We start from the raw sequence: 18,318 nt of genomic DNA, 5'->3' as shown, positions 1-18,318 counted from the left end.
CGCGCCGTATCGCGCGGCGGGCCCTTCTGCTGTGTGACGTTTTTTGGTCCAGGGGGTTAACGAGACTTTGGTCCAGGTGGTACAAAGTCGGTGTGCGGGCCGCTGACGCAAGCGGTCCCCGATCGCGCCTCGCCGCGCTCTCGTCTGGCCGGTACCGGGTCGATCACCCACGCCGCCGGCCTCCCCAGCCACGCCTTTATAGCCACGCCTTACGCACACTGCCCCCTCCTGACGGAGCCGCACTGGGGGCGCACGCACTCCGAAAGGCCCAGCCATGCCCCTGACGACCCCTTCCGTTCCCCCCGACGAGGCCACGTGGAACGAGGCCAAGGCCCGCCAGGCTGCCCGCGCCAGCTTCCTCGGCAGCATGCTCGAGTACTACGACTTCTACGTGTACGGGTCCGCCGCGGCGCTGATCTTCAACGAAGTGTTCTTCACCCGCGCCCACGGAGCCATCGGCACGCTGGCCTCGCTCGCCACCTTCGGCGTCGGCTACGTCGCGCGCCCGGTGGGCGGCGTGGTGCTCGGCCACTTCGGGGACCGGGTCGGACGCAAGAAGGTCATGCTCTTCACCCTCGTCCTCATGGGGGCGTCCACGTTCCTCATCGGATGCCTGCCGTCCTACAGCAGCATCGGCATCCTCGCCCCCGTCCTGCTGGTACTGCTCCGGCTCGCCCAGGGCTTCTCCGCCGGTGGCGAGCAGGCCGGTGCCAATTCGCTCACCCTGGAACACGCGCCACCGAACCGGCGTGCCTTCTACACCAGCTGGACCCTCACCGGGACCCAGGCCGGGTTCATCCTCGCGAGCCTGATGTTCCTGGTGGTGTCCACGCTGCCCGACCGGCAGCTGTTCGCGTGGGGGTGGCGCATCCCGTTCTGGTCCAGCGCCGTGGTGGTCGTGGTGGCCTACTGGGTGCGGCGGCGCCTGGAGGAACCCCGGGAGTTCACGGAGAAGAAGGACCACGACCGCACCGCGCGCCTGCCGGGGGTCGCCGTCCTGAGGTCGCAGCCATGGGATGTGCTGCGCGTGGCGCTGTGCCAGTTCAACTCCGTCGGCGGCAGCATCTTCTCCGTCTTCGCCCTCGCCTACGCGACCGGGGACGACGTCGGGCTGTCGCGGACCACCATGCTGTGGGTGGCCATCTTCGCCAACGTCTGCGCCCTGGTGATGCAGCCCCTCGCCGCGCTGCTGGCGGACCAGATCGGCCGCAAACCGGTGTTCATCGGCGGGGCGCTCGGCTTCGCGGCGACCATGTTCCTGTACCTCCACGCGCTGTCCACCGCGAACCTCGGGTACATCTTCTTCGGCGCGTTCCTCGTCACCTCGTGCTTCTACAGCTGCCTCAACGCCACCTGGCCCTCGATGTACGGGGAGTGGTTCAGCACCCCCGTGCGCTACTCGGGAACGGCGATCGGCACCCAGGTCGGCATCGGCTTCGCGGGCTTCGCCCCCACCATCGCCTACGCGATCCTCGGCGACGGCCCCGGCGGCTGGATCCCGGTCGCCCTCCTCGTCGCCTTCGCCATGGCCGTCGCCGCCACCTCGTGCGCGACCGGCCGGGAGACCTACCGGACCCCCATGTCCGAACTCGGCAAGCAGCCCGTCCCCACGGCCGCGCCGACCCCGCCACAACCCCAGCGGCCGACCGTCACCCGATAGAGCCGTCCGTACCCGAGACAAGGACCGAGACCAACCATGACCCGGACACTCCGCGTGGGAATCATCGGATGCGGCAAGATCGCGCTGAATCACGCGAAGGCACTGCTCGCCAACGACAACGCCGAGCTGTACGCCTGCTGCGACATCGACGGCGCACGGGCCGCGGAGTTCGCCACCAGGTTCGGCATCCCCCACGCCTACGACAACTCCGCCGACCTCATGCGCTCCGGCGTCGACACCGTCACCGTGTGCACCCCCCACCCCTCCCACGAGTCCACCGTCGTCGCCGCGGCCCGCCATGGCCTCGACGTGCTGTGCGAGAAGCCGATCTCCATCTCGCTCGCCGAAGCGGACCACATGATCGACGCCACGGATTCCGCAGGTGTGACCTTCGGGGGCCTCTTCCAGCGGCGGTTCTGGGAAGCGTCGCAACGCGCCCATGAGGCCATCCGGAACGGCCGCATCGGCACCCCCGTCTTCGCGAGCGTCGCCCTGCGCCTGGGGCGCGACGCCGCGTACTTCACCGCCGATCCCTGGCGCGGGACCTGGGACGCCGACGGCGGCGGCGTCCTCATCAACCAGGCCATCCACTACATCGACCTCATGCAGTGGTGTGTGGGTTCGCCCGTCGTGCGGGTGAGCGGGAACATCGCGACCCTCAAGCACGGTGACCACATCGAGGTCGAGGACACCGCCGTGGCCACCCTCGAATTCGCGAACGGCGCCCTCGGCGTCATCCAGGCCGGTACGACCTTCGCCCCCGGCCTCGGCACCCAGGTGCTGGTCACCGGGAACAACGGCGCCACCGTCAGCATCACCGAATTCCCCGAGGGCGAACCGGCGTTCAACGACATCTGGACCGTCGCCGGAGAGGAGAGCTACCGGCCCGTCCACTCCACCGAGATCGACTCCGATCCGTCCCTCGCCACGATCCACGAGGGGCTCACGCCCTACCACGCCCTACAGATCGACGACTTCATCGACGCCGTCGCCCACCACCGCGAGCCGCTCGTCACCGGGCGCGAGGCCAGGAAGGCCCTGGAGATCGTCCTCGCGATCTACGAATCCGCCCGGACCGGCGGGCCCGTGGACCTCGGCGCGACCCGCCCGGCACAGCTGACGCACCGGTGAAGGGCGGCCGCACCATGACATTTGACCAACTCGCCCTGGGGGCCATGACCTTCCGCGGACGGGACTTCGAAGCCTCTCTGGACGCGGCGCGGCGCAGCGGATTCCCCGCGGTCGGCATCTCGGTGGCCCAGTGCGTGGCCTGCCTGGAGCGCGGCATCCCGCCCGAAGCCATGGCCGAGGCCCTCCGCGACCACGGGCTGCGGGTCGCGGAGCTCGAACTGATCCGCCTCGGCGAACACGGCATCGCCCGGCACCTCAACGCCCTCGTCATCGACCTGATCGGCATCCTGAACCCGGACCGGGTCCATGTGGCCGCGTTCTCGGGGACGGTGGAGGACGCGCAACGGGAGTTCGCCACCCTGTGCGAGGAGATCACGACCGCCGACGTGGCCTTCGAGTTCATGCCCTACAGCACCGTCCGCGACCTGCCCACCGCCGTGGACCTCGTACGCGCCGCAGGCTCCCCGAGGGCGAAACTGGTGCTCGACGTCGTGCACTTCTTCCGTTCCGGCGCGGATGTCACCGACCTCACGCCCGACGTCCTCGCCCTCACCGCGGGCCTCCAGCTGTCCGATCTCGTCCCCAGGCCGGGCAAGGGCCTGGCCGAGGAATCCCGCCACCTGAGGGCGTTCCCGGGCGACGGCGTACTCCCGCTGGCCGACTTCCTCCGCGCGGCTCTCGCGGCGAGTGGCGACACGCCACCGCCCGTCACGGTCGAACCCGTTTCGGACGCGCTGGAGACGCTGCCCGTGGCCTGGGTCGCCGAGCGCGCGATGCAGTCGATCGCGTGCCTGCTCACCGCGGCGAACTGGCCGGCGTAGGCGAGCGGCGACCCACGCCCGACCATCCCCCCGACGACGGAGAACCCGATGATGCGAGCCGCAGTACTCCACGGCCCGAACCTGAACCGGCTCGGCAAGCGCCGCCCCGACAAATACGGGCACGCCACCCTGGCCGACATCGAGCGCGACATCGATGACACCGCCGCCCGTATCGGTGTCGCCGTGCAGCACTTCCAGTCCAACCACGAGGGTGCACTGATCGACTGGCTCCATGAGCGCCAGGACGCCCTCGACCTCATCGTCGTGAACCCCGCCGGACTCACGCCCTACGGCTACTCGCTGCTGGACGCCCTCAACGACACCGGCCTGCCCTTCGCGGTCGTCCACATCTCTCCGTTCGCCGCCGTGGACGGCAAGACGCGGGAGGACATCTTCGCCGCGTCCGCCGCCGTCTACGCCTCGGGAATGGGGTGGCGCGGCTACGCCCACGCCCTCGAGGCGCTCACCGTCAAGGTCACGGGAACGCCTGCTCCCGGATCAGACGGGCTCCGGGAGCGGCCCCAGGCGCTCGATGACACGCTCACGTAGCAGCAGGTACTCCGCCCAGCGGCGCCGCAGCGGACCCGGCGGGCGCGGGACGACACGGGCGGCCGTGATGGTCTGCCCGTGTCTGAACTGCTCGCGGGTCAGGTCGAGTTCGACGCCGCTGGGCAGCCGGTTCCACCAGTGGAAGCCACGCTGGGGCCCATTTGCAAGGTGTACCTCGCCGACCACGAGGTCGCCGCCGAAGACATCGGTGACGACCAAGGCCGTGATGTCGCAGTGTCCCCAAGCCGGGTTGCCCGGCTGCCAGTCGGCCTGATTGTCCGGTGAACAGGTGTCGGCGGCCCAGCTTGCCCGCAGCGCCTTGTCGAGGTCGAGCAGATTCCAAGGGGTCATGGCGGCAGCATCGCAGTCGGCACTGACAACGCGGCCCGCGCACGCACCTATCCGGCCGGTCGCACCGGGATCCTCAAGCCGGGGAAGCCCGCCGCACCCTGCGCGCGGGCACCGGTTGAAGCTCAACCGTCGAACCGGCAGAAGAGCGCGTAGAGGTAATCCTCCAACTTGCCGGTGAGCAGAGCCGGAGTCAGATCGTCGCGCCCCAACTCCCGCCATGGGACCGCGACCTTCTCGGCATCAGCCAGTGCCGTGGAGCAGTGCGCCACGTCCAGATCGGCCGGTCCCCGGGACGTCTCCACCCAGTCGACGACACCGGAGATCTCCAGGCCGGGGCCCTCCCCGGTGAAGAGCACATTGCCGGGGTGGAAGTCCCGGTGCAGGAAACAGGGCTGGTAGGCGGGGGATCGCGGCGGATGATGTCCACTGCGCGCTGCCACACGTCCGGTCGCCGCCGTCACGTCGACACCCTTGAAGGCGGCCACCGGCACATCGGTCTCCGCGAGCAGACGCAAGATGTCCGCCTCGCGCGTGAGTAACCCCTCCGCGACGGCGCATCTCCGAGGTCCACCCACCGCGCAGCCGTTCCACCCCTTCGACCCGGTGCCCTTCGCCCACCCGCTGCTCCACCCAGGCACGTGTGTCGACGGCCACATCCGCATGCGCATCCATGCGCACAACCTATAGACCGCTCTCGTGGAGAGGCGGAGAGTCAGCCAGGCAAAGGCAAGCGGATCACGCTGCGATGCCGCGTGGCGGCCCTATGGTCCTCCGCCTAGCATGGGGGTACTAGGTCCCCGGCCCTCGGCCCGGGCTCGGCCTGAGATCATCCATGCGCCCGATGCCACCTTTCAGAGGCGGGAGCCACCCTTTCCGGTGGACACCTGCCGAGAGGAGCGCATCATGTCGTACCCGGAAGACCTCCAGTACCCGGAGCCCCGCTACCACGGCACCAGGGGCGAAGTGAACGCGGTGTTCCGTCCGGCCGACACCCCGGCGGACCTCTCGTCGCCCGGAGGCGCTACGCACTACCTCGCCACCAGCGAGTCCACCGGTGGCGAATTCGGCCTGTACAAGGTGGAGATGGGGCCACGGGCCGGTGGGCCCGCGACGCACTTCCACAAGGCGGTGTCGGAGTCCTTCTACGTCCTCTCCGGCGAACTGGAGTTGTACAACGGCGAGAAGTGGGTCACGGGCCGCGAGGGCGACTTCCTGTACGTGCCGGTCGGCGGTCTGCACGCCTTCAAGAACGTGACCGACGAGCCCACGTCCATGCTCCTGCTCTTCTCCCCGGGCGCCCCGCGCGAGGAATACTTCGAGCGCCTCGCGGAGATGTCACAGCGCGGTGGCGAGGAACTCAAGCGGTTCCGCATCCGGCACGACAGTTACTTCGTGGAGGACTTCGAGCCCGGGGCGGAGTAGTCCGAGGCGGTGGCGTGCCGCATGACGAGTTCGTACGACCGCAGGCGGGCCGCCAGTGCGTAGACGGGCGTGACCAGCATCAGTTCGTCCGCTCCGGTCGCCTCCGCCACCTGCGCCAGGCGGCCTACGGCGGTCTCGGGCGTGCCGTGCGCCTGATGGGCGAGGAAGCCCGCCAGCGCCTGGCGCTCCTCCGCGGTGAAGGGGTGGGTGGCCGCCTCGGCGGGTGAGGGGAAGGGGACCTCGCTCTGGCCCTTGAGGAGCCCGGCCTTGACGACGTTCATCGGTCCGGCCAGCCGGTCCGCCTCCTCCTGCGTCTCGGCGCAGATCGTTTCCACGCACACCAGCACCCGGGGGTGTTCACACCACGCGGAGGGGGAGAAGCGGGTCCGGTAGTGGTCCAGCGCGGCGAGGGTGTTGTCGGGGCGGATGTGGTGGGCGAAGGCGAGGGGCAGGCCGAGTTCCGCGGCGAGCGCGGCACCGGCGGTGCTGGAGGCCAGCAGCCACGGTTCCGGGAGCGTACCGAGCGCCACCTCGTCCACCAGGAACCGCAGGGTCGCCGCCACGTCGTCCCGGTACGCGTCGTCCGTCGTCGGCCCGGCGCCGCGCCGCAGCGCCCGGGCCGTGGACTCGTCGAAGGTGCCGGGACCGCGGCCGATACCCAGGTCGATCCGGTCGGGGTGCAGCGCGGCGAGGGTGCCGAACTGTTCGGCCAGCATGATGGGGGCGTGGTTGGGGGCGAGCACGCCCCCGGAACCCAGGCGGATGGCCGACGTCGATGCGGCGGCATGGGCGGTCAGGACGACGGGCGGGAAGGCGCCGATGGCGGGGGAGTGGTGGTGTTCGGCGTACCAGAGCCGCCGGTAGCCGAGGGCGTCGAGACGTTGGGCGAAGGCGGTGGTGTCACGTAACGTGTCCACGGCCCGCGTACCGGTCTGGACCATGGCGACTTCCAGCGCGGAGAGCGGCAGGGTGATCATGCGGCCAGCATAGGGAGTTTCCGGCGGCTTCGGACGGCTGTTCTGTCCGCCGGTCCGTCGCTTCCCCGCGGCCCGCGGCCCTTCACCACGGCACGGGTGTCCCGTCCCAGGAGAAGAACCCACCGGTGGGGCCGTCATCCGGCACGACGGCCAGCCGGACGGCTCCCCGGGCGGCCTCGGCCGGGTCTTCGCCGGACGAGGCCGCGCGGGCGTTGAGGTCGGTGGCCCGCAGACCGGGGGCGAGGGCGTTGACCTTGAACCCCTCCTCGGCCAGCGTCTGGGCGTAGAACACGGTCAGCGCGTTGAGCGCGGTCTTCGACGACCGGTAGGCGGCGGCGCCACCGCTGCCGGGGGTGAACTGCGGATTCTCGTGCGTGCTCCAGGTCAGCGACCCGGTGCCACTGGAGACGTTGACGATACGGGGGTGCGGGGACCGGCGCAGGGCGGGCAGGAAGGCGTTGGTGACCTCGAGGACCGCGAACACGTTGGTCTCGTACGTGCGCCGGAACTCCGCGACGTCGGCTTCGGCCGGTGAGGCGGACGACACCGAGATGCCCGCGTTGTTGACCAGCACGTCCAGGCGATCCACCCGGGCCGCGGCCCCGGCGACGCTGTCTGTGTCCGTCACGTCCAGGACCAGCGGACGGGCGTCGCCGCCGATCTCCGCCACGGCCCGCTGCCCGCGTCCGGCGTCCCGGGAACCCACGTACACGGTGAAGCCCTCCTCGGCGAGGAGGCGGGCGATGTGCTTGCCGATGCCCTTGTTGGCACCGGTGACGAGTGCCGTGCGATCGTTCATGACACCTACGGTGCTCCGGCGGCGACCGCTCTGCCAGGTGCAGCTTGTACCAGGCTGCCGGGAGCGCGGACACCCCCTAGCCGGAGACGCCCAGCGAGGCGTAGTCGTAGCCGCCTCCCCAGGGCTCGCTGGTGTGGACGTTGGTCAGCCGGGAGCCGCGCCAGATCACGGCCCGCTGGAACAGGATGGGCAGATAGGCGGCGGAGTCGGAGATCTTCTCATTGATCCGCGCGTAGTCGCTCCCGGCCTTCGCCGGGTCCTGTTCCGCGATCGCCGCGTCGAAGAGGTCGTCGACCGTGGGATCGTCCAGCTCCGCGACATTGACATTGCTCGCGTCCTGGATGAAACGGCTGTCGGCGAGCGGCTGGAGAAACCCCTGACCGGTCGGGAAGTCGGGGGACCACCTCTGGAAGACGATGCCGTAGCCCTTCTTCTTCACGGTCGCGGGCGAGCCAATCGTCGCGTAGAAGTCCCTGTAGCCGATCCGCTCGATCCGGGTACGGATACCGACCTTCTTCAGCGACTCCGAGAGCGACGTGGCGATTCCCACGTCGACGGGCTGGTCACGCACCGCGATGGTGGTCGTGAACCCGCCCGACTCTCCGCATGCCGTCAATTCCTTCTCCGCCTGGGGGACGTTCGGCTTGCCCTTGTCCTTGACGGTGTCGTACGGGTCGTAGGAGGAGACGGAGCCCGTGACGGTCGGCGGAAGCATATGGGGCGCGAGATCGCCGCTCTGCGGACCGCCTGCCGCGGTCCGCATGTTCTCCCTGTCCGCCGCGTAGAGGACGGCCTTACGGCAGTGGACGTTGTCCAGGGGTTTGACGGAGCGCGGAAGGGCCGCGAACCGAAGCACTCCGGTGTACGGGTTGTCCAGCCGGTCGGAGTCCTTCCGGGCCTTGATGAGGCCGGTCCCGGTGAGCCCGGAAAATCCCAGGTCGAGGTCGTATTGGCCCGAAATCAGGGCCTGCGCGTTCGCCTGCTCATTGTCATTGATCCGCACCGTGATCCGGTTCGGGAGTGCGGTGCGGATCGGGTCGGACGACGGGTTCCACTGCGTATTGCGGACCAGCTCCAGTGACTTTGCCGGCGTGTAGGACTTGAACGTGTACGGCCCGGAGGAGAACGGACGATTCTGATAATTGACTTTGGTGTCCTTCGCCCGCTTGACGGGCGACGCGGCCGGCATCGCGAGCATGTGCTCGAAGTCGCCGTTGGGCTCGGGCAGCCGGAAGACGATGGTCTTGTCGTCCGGGGTCTCGATGGCCTTCAGGCCCAGCTTGTCCTGGGAGGTGTCCTTGTACGGCCCCTTGTAGGTGTGCTCGGGGTCCAGCACCTGCTGGAGATAGACCGGGCCGCCGTTGATCACCTCCGGGGCCCAGACCCGCTCGATGCCGTATTTGATGTCCTTGGAGGTGATCGCCGTGCCGTCTTCCCAGGTGAGGCCGTCGCGCAGGGTGTAGGTGTACGTCTTGCCACCGTCCGTCACTTCGGCCCTCTCCTGGGCGAGGTCTGCGACCAGTTCGGTGCCCTTCTTGCCGGGTTCCGGGGCGTAGGTGACCAGTTGGCGGGCGTAATAGCGGGAGAAGTTCCAGACGAAGCCGTAATAGCTGCGCTGCGGGTCCCATGAGTCCGCGTCGATGCTGCTGACGAATTTCAGCGTGCCGCCGGGCTTCGTCGAGGCGTTGACCGTGCCCTTGGTCGCGGCGTTGTACCCGGACGTGGGGCCCGTCTTCGGCGTGCTGGACGACTTCGGTTTCCGCTGTCCGGAGTCGTTCGTGGAGGCGTCGGAATCCTTCATCCAGGACAGCACCAGCGGGATGCCCGCGGCGATCAGGGCAATGGCCAGCGCTCCCACCAGACCGTAACGGACCGTCCGGCGGAGGCCCGGTGAGGCACCGCGGGAGGAGGGGGCCGGGGCGGGCGACGGCAGGGTTGTCGGCGACCAGGCGGGTTGCGGCGGCACGTCGGGCAGCGGCCGTGGCGCCGGGGCCGGGTCGGGTTCGGGGTCGTACGCCGAGGGCGTGGGCGCGGGCGGCGGTTCGTACGGGGGCGGCGCGGGCTCGGGCGCGGGTGTCGGCACCGGTTCGTGTTCGTACGGTGGCGGCGGCGGGCCGAAGCCGGGCGGTGCCCAGGCCACGTTGCGGGCCAGGGCCAGACCGCCCGCCGTGTTGCGGTCGCGCTTCTGCGGCAGGGGCCGCCCCTTCGCCCGCAGCGCCGTGTACACCTGTGCGTAGACCGTGTCCAGGTCCAGCAGCTCCGGCCCGCCCGGCGCTCCGTCGCGCAGGAGCCGCAGCAGCTCTCCCGTGAAGGCCGTGTGGGGCTCACCCGGCGGGGCGAGGGCGAAGCTGGTGTCGGGAACGGAGGCCAGTAGATAGGTGCCCTCGACTTCGACCTGGTCGATCACCGCATCGGCGCCCGGCGCGCTCATGAAGCCGAGCACCCGTCCGCTGAAGCAGCAGTCGAGCAGCATCACTTGACGGCCGGTCCGCCCGTCGAGCACGACGTCGCGCAGCGTGCCGTAGGGGAGCCCGGTGTAGGAGCGGTGCGGTATCGATCCGGTCAGCCCCAGGAAGAGTTCGCCGCGGCGCGGCTCCACGAGGCCGTGTCCGGCGAAGTACACCAGCAGGGTGTCCGTGGCTTCCTCGGCCGCGGTCCGCACGGCGTCGAGGACCTCGACCGCGGTGGCGGGATCCTCGATCACCGTGCAGTGCTCGGGTGCCAGCCCCCAGGAATGCGGGGCGCATAAGGCCGCGGCCAGCGCGCTCAGGTTGTTCGCCACCGCCGGGATCTGTTCCAGATGGGCATACCGGCTGGTGCCGATGAGCACGGCGCGGGTGGCGGCGGGGTCGGGCAGGACGGCCACGGCTACCGCCCTTCCCCGGCGTCTTCTCCCTCTGGTTCGGGCCCGGTCGGGGACTCCAGCGCATCGATCAGACGCCGCAACTCCTCGTCGCCGCCGCCGTCGAGACAGACCGTGAGGTCACCGCGGCGCACGGTGATCCGGCGGGCATGTGGTCGCGTCTGCCGCCAGGTGGACAGCGCCAGCGCGAAGGAGGCCGCGCTCCAGGCGTTGTCGGTGACCAACTGCAACACTTCGGTGAGCAGGCCCATCTGGCCCGGCGACGGCGGGGCTTGGACCAGTTCCACACGGGCGCCGCGGCGCATGGCCGGGTCCCGCCCCAGCCAGTCGTGGAGCGATCGCAGCTCCTCCTCGCCGCCGCTCACCGCTACGTCGATCCGCACCAAGCCCCCCTTGTGACGACAGACTTCTCAATTCTGTCCTACTCGGGGGCGCCTGCGAAGGATGAACGCGGGGCAGGATGAACGCCGGGAAGAGTGAACGCGGGGAAGGGTCGACGATCAGGCGGCGCCGGGGGCGGCTGCGGAACGATTCCGGGCAGCCGGGCCATCACCCACTCCTCGCCACTCTCAACGTATAGCGCACCGGGGGCCTTGCGGCAAGGCCCCCGTCGTGCCGCAGAATTTCCGGCCGTAGCCAGGACCTGCGGAAACGGAGTCGCGACGTGTGTGTGTTGTTGTCGGAGCACGGGGTGAGCGAGCCCACCGGCGCGTTCGATCTTCCCGACCGCCTCTCGCCCAAGGCCGACCCGGCGCTGATCGCCGGGGACGAGCGGCACTTCGCGGCCATCGCGGAGTGCCTCGAACAGTCGATCGCCGAACTGTCCGACAGCCTCGAAGCCGCGCGCAAGGCGCCCGGTGGCGTCGGCAGGCAGGCGATGGACCGGGACACGGAGATCCACCGGCTGACCGCCCGCCTGCGCGCGCTGCGCCGCTTCGGCCTGGACCTGTGCCTCGGGCACATGGTCGGCGAGGACGGGGCCGAGCCCGTGTACGTCGGACGGCTCGGCCTCAAGGACAGCACGGGCCGTCAGCTGCTGCTGGACTGGCGTTCCCCCGCGGCCGAGCCGTTCTTCGGGGCCACCCACGCCAACCCGATGGGTCTGGCGAGCCGCCGCAGATACCGCTGGACCCTCGGCCGGATCAGCGACTACTGGGACGAGGTGTTCACCTCGGACGGGTTCGCCGGACACGCCGCGCTGGACGACCAGTCCGCCTTCATCGCCAGCCTGGGCAGCAACCGGTCGCCGCGGATGCGCGACGTGCTCGGCACCATCCAGGCCGACCAGGACGCCATCATCCGGGCGGGCTCCCGGGGCGCCCTCGTCGTGGACGGCGGTCCGGGCACGGGGAAGACCGTCGTCGCCCTGCACCGCTCCGCCTACCTCCTCTACTCCGACCCGCGCCTCGCGCACCGCCGGGGCGGTGTGCTGTTCGTCGGCCCGCACCAGCCTTATCTGGCCTACGTCGCCGACGTCCTGCCCAGCCTCGGGGAGGAGGGCGTGCGGACCTGCACCCTGCGGGACCTGGTCGCCGAGGGGGCCGGAGCGGCCATCGAGGCCGACCCGGAGGTGGCCCGGCTGAAGTCGTCCGCGGACATGGTGGCGGCGATCGAGAAGGCCGTCAGGTTCTACGAGGAGCCGCCCGCCGAGGGCATGACGGTCACGACCGACTGGGCCGACGTCTGGCTGGGCGCCGACGACTGGGCCGAGGCGTTCGACGCACCGGAGCCGGGCACTCCGCACAACGAGGCGCGCGAGCAGATCTGGGCGGAGCTGGCCGCGATCCTGCTGGACAAGCTCGGCGAGCTCGGCGACGAGATCTCGCCCGATGCCTTCCGGAGGTCGCTGCTGCACGACGAGGAGCTGGTCACGACGCTCAACCGCGCGTGGCCGCTGATCGACGCGGCCGACCTCGTGGGCGACCTGTGGTCCGTACCCGCCTACCTGCGGATGTGCGCCCCCTGGCTGGGCCCCGACGAGGCGCGGAAGCTGCGCCGCAAGGAGGCTCCCCAAGCCTGGACGGTGTCCGACCTGCCGCTGCTGGACGCGGCGCGGCAGCGGCTGGGCGACCCGGAGACGGCCCGGCGCACGCTCCGGCACCGGGCCGCCGTCGACGCCGAACGCCGCCGCATGGCCGACGTCATCGACAACGTGCTCGCGGCCGATGACGATGGGGAAGGCGCGGTGACGATGCTGCGCGGACGGGACCTCCAGGACAGCCTGATCGACGAGACCGCACTGCCCGGCGCCGACCCGGACCTGCTCGCCGGTCCGTTCGCGCACATCGTCGTGGACGAGGCTCAGGAACTGACCGACGCGGAGTGGCAGATGCTGCTGCTGCGGTGCCCGTCCCGGAGCTTCACCATCGTCGGGGACCGCGCCCAGGCCAGGCACGGGTTCACGGAGTCATGGCAGGAACGGCTGGAGCGGGTCGGGCTCGACCGGATCAACCTGGCGTCCCTGAGCGTCAACTACCGGACGCCCGAAGAGATCATGGCGGAAGCCGAACCGGTCATCCGGGCCGAACTCCCGGACGCCAACGTGCCGACCTCCATCCGCAGCGGCAACGTCCCCGTCGAACACGGCTCCGTCGCGGACCTGACCACGATCCTCGACACCTGGCTCGCCGCACACGACGAGGGGACCGCGTGCGTCATCAGTACCGGAGCCGACGCCTTCCGGGCGACGTCCCGCGTCCGGTCGTTGACCCCGGAGCTGTCGAAGGGGCTCGAATTCGACCTGGTCGTCCTCGTCGACCCGGAGGAGTTCGGCGAGGGCATCGAAGGCGCGGTCGACCGCTACGTGGCGATGACCCGGGCGACGCGGCAGCTCGTCGTCCTCACGAGCTAGCGGGACGTCGGCTGGTGCGTTCCCGGGGTGTGTCCGAACGTACGGCGGAACACATCGATGAACGCGCTGGCGGACGACCAGCCGCACCGGTGCGCCACGGTGGTCACCGGAAGGTTCTCGGCCAGCAGGATCAACGCGTGGTACAGGCGCAGTTGGGTGCGCCACTGCGGGAAGGTCATGCCGAGGTCGGCCTTGAAGTGGCGGGAGAGCGTGCGGTCGCTGGCGCCGACCTCCCTGCCCAGCGCGGCCAGGGTGCGGCCGTCGGCCGGATCGTCGCACAGGATCGCGCACACCGCCTTCAGCAGAGGGGCGGTGGGCGTGGGCAGGTGCAGCGGCTGCTGGGGTGAGGCCCGCAACTGGTCGAGCAGTACGGCCCGCAGCCGCCCGCGCTCGGGGCTGTCGTCGTGCGGGGTGTGGGTGTAGACGAGGATCAGTTCGCGGAGGAGCGGACCGACCGCCAGCACGGTCGGCTCGTCCAGGCCGAGCGGGTTGTCGCTCGCGTCCAGGCCGACCAGGTGGAGTTCGAGTTCGCCGTGGGCCTGGTGGGCGTGCACGGTGCCGGCCGGCACCCAGATGGCGCGCGTGCCCGGGGCGATCCACGTGCCGGTGCCGGTCGTCACGGCCAGCACTCCGCGGCCCGCGTAGACGATCTGGTGGTCGTCGTGGTGGTGGGCGTCGATGGCGGCCCCGGGCGCCAGCCACTGGGTGCGGGTCGGCGCCACCGGCTCATGGCGGACTTTCGGCATGGGTTGGCAGTTTATCGGAAGCCCGACAGGGCGCCCGGTGACGACGATGGCGAGGTGCCCAGGAACAAATCCATCATCATGCTGTCGGTCGGCCACGCCTGCGTGGACGTCTACCAAGGCGCCGTCGCGTCGCTCGTCCCGTTCTTCGTGGCCGAGCGTGCGTACAGCTATTCCGCGGTCTCGGGCGTCGTGCTCGCCGCGTCCCTGCTGTCCTCGGTGGCCCAGCCGGTGTTCGGCGCGCTCACCGACCGCTGGGCGATGCCGTGGCTGCTGCCGGTGAGTACGGTCCTCGGCGGGCTGGGGATCGCCCTGAGCGGTGTGGGTGGTTCGTACGCCTGGACGCTGGCGTTCGTGGCCGTGTCCGGTATCGGGGTCGCCGCCTACCACCCCGAGTCCGCGCGCGTTGCGCGGCGCGTCAGCGAGGGCAGCCACAGCGCGATGGCGTGGTTCTCCCTCGGCGGCAACCTCGGCTTCGCCACCGCGCCGCTCATGGTCGGCGCCGTCGTCGCCACCGGCGGTCTGCGCCTGACGCCGCTGCTCGTCGTACCGGCGCTCGTCGGCAGTGTGCTGTGCCTGCCCGTCCTGCGCGCACTGGGCGGGCCGGTGCGCGGCGACACCGGTGCGGCGGTGGCGACGGGCCCCGATGACGTCGCCTCGTTCGTGAAGCTGTCGCTGGCCGTGGTCTGCCGGTCCATCGTCTTCATCGGCCTGAGCACGTTCATCTCGCTGTACGCGCAAGCGCGCCCGGGCGGCAGCACGGCGGCGGGCACGGCGGCGCTGTTCGTGCTCTACCTCGGCGGCGCGGTGGGCTCCGTGCTGGGCGGACATCTGGCCGGCCGCTGGGACCGGGTCACCGTCGCCCGCTGGTCGTACCTCTTCACGGTCGCCGCCGTCGCGGGGATCGTGTACGTGCCCGGCCCGGCGATCTACGCGTTCGTGGCGCTGACCTCCGTCGGCCTGTACGTCCCCTTCTCCCTCCAGGTCACCCTCGGCCAGGACTATCTGCCCACCCGCACCGGCACCGCCGGCGGGATCACCCTCGGGCTGACCGTCAGCGTCGGCGGCCTGGTCACTCCGCTCATCGGCAGCGTCGCCCACGCGACCTCCCTGCGCACGGCCCTGACCCCGCTGATCCTGATGCCCGCCCTGAACTGGCTGCTGTTCCGCACGCTGCCCGAACCCACCGCGCCGGGCGCCGCTAGCCGTCGTCCGGACCCTCGCCCGGGCCGTCGTCGGGTACATAGCGCAGCACGTCGCCGGGCTGACAGTTGAGGGTGCGGCAGATCGCGTCGAGCGTCGTGAACCGGACCGCCTTCGCGCGGCCGTTCTTCAGCACGGCGATGTTGGCGGGCGTGATGCCGACCGCGGCGGCGAACTCGCCGACGGACATGTTGTGTCGGGCGAGCTGGACGTCGAGGTCGACGATGATCGCCATCAGACGACCTCGGCCATCTCGGTCTCCAGATCGGTCGCCTTGCGCAAGAGGCTGCGCATGATGACGATGAGCATCGCGAACGAGGCCCCCACACCGGCGCTCGCGGTCGCGGCGAACAACGCGCTGATGACGTCCATGCCGTCGCCGGGAGAGGGAATGGACGCCAGGGCCAGATGCGCGGTGACCCCGATCGCCAGCAGCGTCGCCACGATCGAGGACCCGATGATGACGTCGACCCATCGGAAGGCCCGCGGCGTGAAGATCGCACCGCGCCGGACCATGTCGAGCAGCATCCACGTGGCGACGAGCGCGACTTGGACGCACGCGACGCCGAGGATCGCCACCGTCACGTAGGGCGTGGCGAAGGGGGCGTACGGGGGGAACTTGTCGACCTCATCGGCCGCCATCGTCGGTATGACGACGATCTGCCCGAAGAGACCCATCAGGATCGCGGCGACGATGCCGGCCCGCAGCGCGGCGATGAAGAGACGATGCATCTATCGATTGTCGATCGATACCTATCGAAAGTCAATCGATCCCAGCTGCGCGGAGAGCGCGCCGCCGCGTCACCCTTTCGCCCCACGTGCCTCTCGTTGCAGTACGCCGAGGCATCATCCACCGGCCCGCCGGGAAGGAATCACCTTATTCAGCGCAGAACGCCCCAGGGGAGCCGTCGTGCCCGCAGCCAGAAGCGATGCCACCGATGTGCCGGGGAACGGGGAGGAGACCCCGCTGAAGCGGGCCATCGGCCCCGGGCTGCTGGTCCTCTTCGTGATCGGCGACATCCTCGGCACCGGGATCTACGCCACCACCGGCCAGGTCGCGGGCAAGGTCGGCGGGGCGCTGTGGCTGCCGTTCGTCATCGGGTTCGTCGTGGCCATCCTGACGGCGGCCTCGTACGTCGAGCTGGTCGGCAAGTATCCGCAGGCGGCCGGTGCCGCGCTGTACACGCAGAAGGCGTTCAAGGTGCCGTTCGTGACGTTCATCGTCGCCTTCATGGTCATGTGCTCGGGCCTGTCCTCGGCGAGCGCGGCGGCCCGGGCCTTCAGCGGCGACTACCTCGCCGAGTTCACGGACGCCCTCCCGCCCACCTTCGTCGCGATCCTGTTCATCCTCGCCCTGGCCGCCCTCAACCTGCGGGGTGTGTCGGAGTCCGTGAAGACCAACGTGGTGCTCACGCTCGTCGAGCTGACCGGCCTGCTCATCATCCTGGTGACCGGCGCCTGGGCGGTGCTGTCCGGGGAAGGCGATCCGTCGCGGCTCGGCGAGTTCCGGGCGGAGGGCAGCGGTTACGCACTGCTCACCAGCGTGCTGGGGGCGACCGCCCTCGGCTTCTTCGCCTTCGTCGGCTTCGAGGACTCCGTCAACATGGCCGAGGAGACCAAGGACCCCCGGCGCACCTTCCCGCGCGCCATCTTCACCGGCGTCGCCGTCACCGGCACCCTCTACGTCCTCGTCGCCCTGGTGTCCTCCCTGCTCGTGGACTACCGGGTGCTGGAGGAGTCGAGCGGCCCCCTGCTCGAGGTCGTCGAGGTCGGCGGGCTCGACTTCCCGCCCAAGCTGTTCGCCCTGATCGCCCTGTTCGCGGTCACCAACTCGGCCCTGATCAACATCATGATGGCGTCCCGCCTCTGCTACGGCATGGCGAACGAACGCATCCTGCCGCGCGCCATGGGGCGCGTGCTCGCCGGGCGCCGCACCCCGGTCGTCGGGATCGTGTTCGTCTCCCTCCTCGCCATCGGTCTGGTGTCCACCGGCGAGATCGCCGGGCTCGGTGACACCACGGCGTTCCTGCTCCTGTGCGTGTTCGTCATCGTCAACGTCGCCGTGCTCGTGCTGCGCCGCGACCGCGTCGAACACCGGCACTTCCGCACCCCGACGCCGCTGCCGGTGCTGGGTGCGATCACGGCCCTGGTGCTGGCCAGTCCGCTGGCCGACCGGCCCGCCCACGTGTACATCAGGGCGGGGGTGCTGCTGGCCATCGGCATCGCGCTGTGGGTGCTCAACAAGGTGGTGATGACGGTTCGCGGCGAGGCGGGAACCGGTGAAGTACGGTCTGCGGAGTGACGAACCAGCGAAAGCCACGGGGCCCGTACCGCAAGAGCGCGGAACGGCGGGAACAGATCCTCCAGGCCGCCTACGAGGCCATCGACGAGCACGGGGAACGAGCCTCCCTCCAGGACATCGCCGCCCGCGTCGGGGTGACCCAGCCCGCCCTGACGTACTACTTCCCCACGCGCGACGACCTGCTCCTCGCGGTCCTGGAGCGGCGCGACGTCCTGGGCAAGGCGTTCGCCCGAGCCGCCGGAGACGGCGAATCCGTGATCGACAGCATCGTGGCGGGCACGCGCCTGATCACCGATCACCCCGGGGTGGCCAAGCTGGGCGTCGCCCTCTCGGCGGCGGCCACCGATCCGGAGAGCCCCGTGCACACCCACTTCGCCGAGCGATACCGGGGCCTCGCGGCCGAGGCCGCGCAGGACTTCGAGGAGGGGCAAGCTGCCGGTGAGATCCGGGCCGATGCCCCGGCCGACCACCTGGCCAGGGCGGTGCTGGCGGTCATGGACGGCCTCCAGCTCCAGTGGATGCACGACCCCACGGTGGACATCGCCGCGATCGCCGAGACGTTCGCGCGGATGCTCACGGCTTCGGCCGCCGACCAATAAATTTTTGGGGTGATAGATTTTCGGCGTCCGCTACCGGAAGGGGGACG

Annotated in this window: 17 protein-coding genes and 1 pseudogene; 9 read left to right on the top strand and 9 right to left on the bottom strand. The window is 70.3% G+C overall.

Annotated features, from left to right (window positions below):
- Positions 1–274 precede the first annotated feature (274 nt).
- The 4 genes from EEJ42_RS08435 to EEJ42_RS08420 are packed head-to-tail and all read left to right on the top strand — an operon-like array spanning position 275 to position 4,161.
- Positions 275–1,660, top strand: a complete 1,386-nt coding sequence (locus EEJ42_RS08435; protein WP_123099349.1) for an MFS transporter — start codon at positions 275–277, stop codon at positions 1,658–1,660.
- 36 nt (positions 1,661–1,696) lie between these two features.
- Complete coding sequence (locus tag EEJ42_RS08430; RefSeq protein WP_123099348.1) at positions 1,697–2,791, top strand: Gfo/Idh/MocA family protein; 1,095 nt, start codon at positions 1,697–1,699, stop codon at positions 2,789–2,791.
- A gap of 14 nt (positions 2,792–2,805) precedes the next feature.
- Complete coding sequence (locus tag EEJ42_RS08425) at positions 2,806–3,612, top strand: sugar phosphate isomerase/epimerase family protein (RefSeq protein ID WP_148081889.1); 807 nt, start codon at positions 2,806–2,808, stop codon at positions 3,610–3,612.
- A gap of 48 nt (positions 3,613–3,660) precedes the next feature.
- A complete protein-coding gene (locus EEJ42_RS08420) occupies positions 3,661–4,161 on the top strand; it encodes a type II 3-dehydroquinate dehydratase (protein WP_123099346.1) in 501 nt (166 codons plus the stop codon).
- On the opposite strand, the gene EEJ42_RS08415 is transcribed toward EEJ42_RS08420, so the two are convergent.
- Together EEJ42_RS08415 and EEJ42_RS08410 are read right to left on the bottom strand one after the other, a co-directional pair.
- On the bottom strand, positions 4,111–4,512 hold the full coding sequence (locus EEJ42_RS08415; protein ID WP_123099345.1) for a YunG family protein: 402 nt from the start codon (positions 4,510–4,512) through the stop codon (positions 4,111–4,113). The two genes, EEJ42_RS08420 and EEJ42_RS08415, sit on opposite strands and share 51 nt — an antisense overlap.
- Before the next feature lie 122 nt (positions 4,513–4,634).
- Positions 4,635–5,184, bottom strand: a pseudogene (locus tag EEJ42_RS08410) (aminoglycoside phosphotransferase family protein).
- A gap of 231 nt (positions 5,185–5,415) precedes the next feature.
- Between EEJ42_RS08410 and EEJ42_RS08405 the strand changes: the two are divergent.
- Positions 5,416–5,934, top strand: coding sequence for a cupin domain-containing protein (locus tag EEJ42_RS08405; RefSeq protein ID WP_123099344.1), 519 nt, complete (start codon positions 5,416–5,418; stop codon positions 5,932–5,934).
- Here the strand turns inward: EEJ42_RS08405 and EEJ42_RS08400 are convergent.
- The 4 genes from EEJ42_RS08400 to EEJ42_RS08385 form a co-directional block, all read right to left on the bottom strand.
- Positions 5,898–6,911 carry an MsnO8 family LLM class oxidoreductase gene (locus EEJ42_RS08400; protein WP_123099343.1) on the bottom strand — a complete coding sequence of 338 codons (1,014 nt, stop codon included), beginning with the start codon at positions 6,909–6,911 and terminating at the stop codon, positions 5,898–5,900. The genes EEJ42_RS08405 and EEJ42_RS08400 overlap by 37 nt on opposite strands.
- A gap of 82 nt (positions 6,912–6,993) precedes the next feature.
- Positions 6,994–7,710: an SDR family oxidoreductase gene (locus EEJ42_RS08395; protein ID WP_123099342.1), complete on the bottom strand. Its 717-nt coding sequence runs from the start codon at positions 7,708–7,710 to the stop codon at positions 6,994–6,996.
- A gap of 76 nt (positions 7,711–7,786) precedes the next feature.
- A complete protein-coding gene (locus EEJ42_RS08390) occupies positions 7,787–10,576 on the bottom strand; it encodes a caspase, EACC1-associated type (protein ID WP_123099341.1) in 2,790 nt (929 codons plus the stop codon).
- 2 nt (positions 10,577–10,578) lie between these two features.
- Entirely contained in the window at positions 10,579–10,956 is a 378-nt protein-coding gene (locus EEJ42_RS08385; RefSeq protein ID WP_123099352.1) for an effector-associated constant component EACC1, read from the bottom strand.
- A 308-nt stretch (positions 10,957–11,264) separates the two neighbouring features.
- Between EEJ42_RS08385 and helR the strand changes: the two genes are divergently transcribed.
- The gene (gene helR, locus EEJ42_RS08375; RefSeq protein ID WP_123099339.1) at positions 11,265–13,424 is read left to right on the top strand and encodes an RNA polymerase recycling motor ATPase HelR; all 2,160 of its coding nucleotides are present in this window, start codon (positions 11,265–11,267) and stop codon (positions 13,422–13,424) included.
- On the opposite strand, the gene EEJ42_RS08370 is transcribed toward helR, so the two are convergent.
- Positions 13,421–14,170 (bottom strand): helix-turn-helix transcriptional regulator, encoded by a 750-nt coding sequence (locus EEJ42_RS08370; protein ID WP_123099338.1) that lies wholly within the window; start codon positions 14,168–14,170, stop codon positions 13,421–13,423. The genes helR and EEJ42_RS08370 overlap by 4 nt on opposite strands.
- 54 nt (positions 14,171–14,224) lie before the next feature.
- On the opposite strand from EEJ42_RS08370, the gene EEJ42_RS08365 reads away from it, so the two are divergent.
- Positions 14,225–15,442 carry an MFS transporter gene (locus EEJ42_RS08365; RefSeq protein WP_123099337.1) on the top strand — a complete coding sequence of 406 codons (1,218 nt, stop codon included), beginning with the start codon at positions 14,225–14,227 and terminating at the stop codon, positions 15,440–15,442.
- Here EEJ42_RS08365 and EEJ42_RS08360 read toward each other — a convergent pair.
- Both EEJ42_RS08360 and EEJ42_RS08355 read right to left on the bottom strand, forming a co-directional pair.
- A complete protein-coding gene (locus tag EEJ42_RS08360) occupies positions 15,369–15,605 on the bottom strand; it encodes a helix-turn-helix domain-containing protein (protein WP_123099336.1) in 237 nt (78 codons plus the stop codon). The two genes, EEJ42_RS08365 and EEJ42_RS08360, sit on opposite strands and share 74 nt — an antisense overlap.
- A complete protein-coding gene (locus tag EEJ42_RS08355; protein ID WP_123099335.1) occupies positions 15,605–16,102 on the bottom strand; it encodes a DUF2975 domain-containing protein in 498 nt (165 codons plus the stop codon). Before EEJ42_RS08355 ends, EEJ42_RS08360 begins: the two co-directional genes overlap by 1 nt.
- Before the next feature lie 178 nt (positions 16,103–16,280).
- Here EEJ42_RS08355 and EEJ42_RS08350 point away from each other — a divergent pair, with 178 nt between their 5' ends.
- Together EEJ42_RS08350 and EEJ42_RS08345 are read left to right on the top strand one after the other, a co-directional pair.
- Positions 16,281–17,672: an APC family permease gene (locus tag EEJ42_RS08350; RefSeq protein WP_123099334.1), complete on the top strand. Its 1,392-nt coding sequence runs from the start codon at positions 16,281–16,283 to the stop codon at positions 17,670–17,672.
- Positions 17,669–18,271: a TetR/AcrR family transcriptional regulator gene (locus EEJ42_RS08345; protein WP_123099333.1), complete on the top strand. Its 603-nt coding sequence runs from the start codon at positions 17,669–17,671 to the stop codon at positions 18,269–18,271. The genes EEJ42_RS08350 and EEJ42_RS08345 overlap by 4 nt, the downstream gene beginning before the upstream one ends.
- The last annotated feature ends 47 nt before the right edge of the window (positions 18,272–18,318 follow it).

The organism is Streptomyces botrytidirepellens, from assembly GCF_003721215.1.
In the GTDB taxonomy this organism is placed as follows: Bacteria; Actinomycetota; Actinomycetes; order Streptomycetales; family Streptomycetaceae; genus Streptomyces; species Streptomyces himastatinicus.
Note: the sequence above shows the minus strand (reverse complement) of the source record. Positions and strands in the feature narration are given on the sequence as shown.